This is a genomic window from Arcticibacter eurypsychrophilus (assembly GCF_001730525.1).
In the GTDB taxonomy this organism is placed as follows: Bacteria; Bacteroidota; Bacteroidia; order Sphingobacteriales; family Sphingobacteriaceae; genus Arcticibacter; species Arcticibacter eurypsychrophilus.
On the sequence record NZ_MDFN01000059.1, the window covers coordinates 1 to 2,583 of the forward strand.

Genomic DNA, 2,583 nt, shown 5'->3' on the forward strand with positions numbered 1-2,583 from the left:
TAATGATGTCTTTTATACCCTAAAATTAATCACTAACTTCAGTCCTGAATAGTTACTTTTAATTAGATTTAGCTCATTTTTTTGATTACCCTATTTTCCGGGTATATAAATATGTCATTAGGCTACACTTTATCACAGATGTTAGTCTATTGATACTTTGACCTATTTATATTACTGTAACAGCAAGTACTTATCGAGCGTCCCTGCTAATAATCTCTTACCATTATTCCCTCGTTATTTGCTAAGCTTATGCCTGTAATATCATTATTCCACCGTTTAATGATATTACATTGTACTGCTACTTTTTAATAATGAATGCTTTAAAGTGCATCATGGAATTCCCATATAGCAGAATTTTATAAACAATTAAAAAATGCTATCAAGTACTAAGATTTTCAATAAGTATCTTATTTAACAAAAGGATTTTTGTTTTTACTCTATAATATTGCCCAGCTTAATTTTCGTAAAAATGTATCCTTATTCCGCTATTATGTATAAATGCTCCGTCTGTGATCACAGTAGATTTGTCTAATCAAAAGGGATAAATAAAACAAAAGAATAATGGCAAAAACGATTTTTATTACGGGAGCATCTCGTGGATTTGGTAAAATTTGGGCGGAAGCCTTTTTGGAGCGTGGTGACAACGTAGTTGCCACTTCAAGAAGTGCCGGCGGGTTAAAAGATCTTGTGGTAAAATATGGAAGCGTAGTGCTGCCGATGGAACTAGAAGTGACTAACAGGGCTGCATGTTTTGATGCGATGGCAAAAGCTAAATTTCACTTTGGCAGTATTGATGTCGTAATTAATAATGCAGGAACCGGTTTGTTTGGAACCGTAGAAGAACTTGACGAACAAGCTGCCAAAGACATAATTGATGCTAATCTGTTTGGCACCCTGTGGATAACGCAAGCTGCATTACCCATCATGAGGGCTCAGGGAAGTGGTCATATTGTGCAGCTCTCAAGTGCTCTTGGCATTTATTCCTTCGCTACGGCAGGAATGTATTGTGCCTCAAAATTCGCTGTAGAGGGGCTTAGTGAAGCACTTGCTCAAGAAGTAAAAGGGTTCGGTATTAAGGTGACCCTCGTGGAGCCTAACGGCTATGCAACTGACTTTAATAACTCTTCTATTCAAAGCAATCCCATTTCAGCTTACGATAATATGAAAGCTGAATTATACGCACTACCGGAGTTTGCTGCAGCCGATGCTTATGGAGATCCTAAGGCTACTTCGGAAGCAATTCTGGAACTAGTGGATACGCCGAATCCTCCTTTGCGATTGATTCTTGGAAAGAAAGCGTTGCCGTTAGCACAATACATCTATGCAGAACGATTGGCCACTTGGGAAGATTGGAAAGATGTTTCGGTTAAAGCGCATGGTTTGTAAAAGAAATAGTTGTAATTTTATACAAAGACCAGCCTATAGGTAAAGCATAGGCTGATTAATTATCAAACGATGCATTTTAAAAGTCTGAGCGATGTTCATCGCTGTAATAATTATCCGGAACCGGAAAATACTTTGCTTACGCTGTTTACATGCAATCCACTACGTAGTGTAGCCAGCTACGAAGTGACCACTAATTTTTTTATTATAGCTTTTAAAAAGTTTAACTCCGGAGAGATCAGGTACGGTAAAACACATTATGACCATGAGAGCGGTTCCATGTATTTTCTAAAGCCGCATCAGACTATACAGATGAAGGACATAGCGTTGGATGGTGAGGGTTTCGAAATCTGGTTTCACGAAGATTACCTGAGCGGACATTCGCTGCATTCAGAAATTAAAAAGTATAGTTTTTTTAATTATGAACTTAATGAAGCGCTGCATATTTCGCCAAAAGAACAACAGATCATTTGGGAATTGTATGAGAAAATAGCACACGAGTAACATAACAACCAGGATGAATTTACCAGGGATATTATTCTAGGACACATTGAATCAATCCTCAAGTATTCCCAGCGTTTTTATAAGCGGCAATTTATCAACCGCTTTATCCTTTCAGGCACAACTGTCACAAAATTTGATAAGGCACTAGCTGCCTATTTCGAACAGGGACAGTTGCTGGAAAAAGGATTGCCTACGGTCGCCATGTTAGCGGCAGAACTGAATTTGTCCCCTCGCTACCTGAGTGACCTGTTGAAGCAAGAAACGGGAAAAACAGCGATGGACCTGATACAAATATTCCTTGTTTCTGAGGCCAAAAATCTTTTGAATCAAGGGGAATTAACAGTCAATGAGATTGCCTACTTGCTTGGCTTTGAGACCCCCCTTACTTCTCCCGCTTATTTAAAAAGGAAACGGGGTTAAGTCCCAATCAGTTTAAAAAGCAGTACTCAAATTGAGTTTACCAAACTAATAAAGGATCAGTGCATTCTTAGGAAGTGATCTCAAATTTGTGTTAAAATCCCAGCACATCGAACAAATCGTGGGGTTGCAATAGTATTTGGACGAAATGTATCGCTAAGTCATGAGAATTGAATATTTAAAGGGGAATAAATTATCTCAAACCGCCCTAAATGACCAGTTAGGTTAAAGGTTGCATTCCCATTAAACCCTCCTTTTGTGATCAGCTGAAGACTTTCA

The 2,583-nt window shown here is 38.4% G+C and carries 3 protein-coding genes and 1 pseudogene; all 4 read left to right on the top strand.

Annotated elements, in window-relative coordinates:
- Positions 1–561: 561 nt before the first annotated feature.
- Positions 562–1,386 (top strand): SDR family NAD(P)-dependent oxidoreductase, encoded by an 825-nt coding sequence (locus BFL47_RS18885; RefSeq protein WP_069661351.1) that lies wholly within the window; start codon positions 562–564, stop codon positions 1,384–1,386.
- Positions 1,387–1,455: 69 nt separating this feature from the next.
- Positions 1,456–1,887: a hypothetical protein gene (locus tag BFL47_RS20300; RefSeq protein WP_245681415.1), complete on the top strand. Its 432-nt coding sequence runs from the start codon at positions 1,456–1,458 to the stop codon at positions 1,885–1,887.
- Positions 1,888–2,088: 201 nt separating this feature from the next.
- Positions 2,089–2,307: a helix-turn-helix domain-containing protein gene (locus BFL47_RS20305; protein WP_245681416.1), complete on the top strand. Its 219-nt coding sequence runs from the start codon at positions 2,089–2,091 to the stop codon at positions 2,305–2,307.
- A pseudogene (locus BFL47_RS20310) lies at positions 2,289–2,342 on the top strand (hypothetical protein); the annotation flags it as partial. The gene BFL47_RS20305 and the pseudogene BFL47_RS20310, both read left to right, overlap by 19 nt.
- Positions 2,343–2,583: the final 241 nt, after the last annotated feature.

Coding starts and splice junctions, on each gene's coding strand:
- BFL47_RS18885 (WP_069661351.1), top strand. CDS start 562: ATGGCAAAAACGATTTTTATTACGGGAGCATCTCGTGGATTTGGTAAA.
- BFL47_RS20305 (WP_245681416.1), top strand. CDS start 2,089: ATGTTAGCGGCAGAACTGAATTTGTCCCCTCGCTACCTGAGTGACCTG.
- BFL47_RS20300 (WP_245681415.1), top strand. CDS start 1,456: ATGCATTTTAAAAGTCTGAGCGATGTTCATCGCTGTAATAATTATCCG.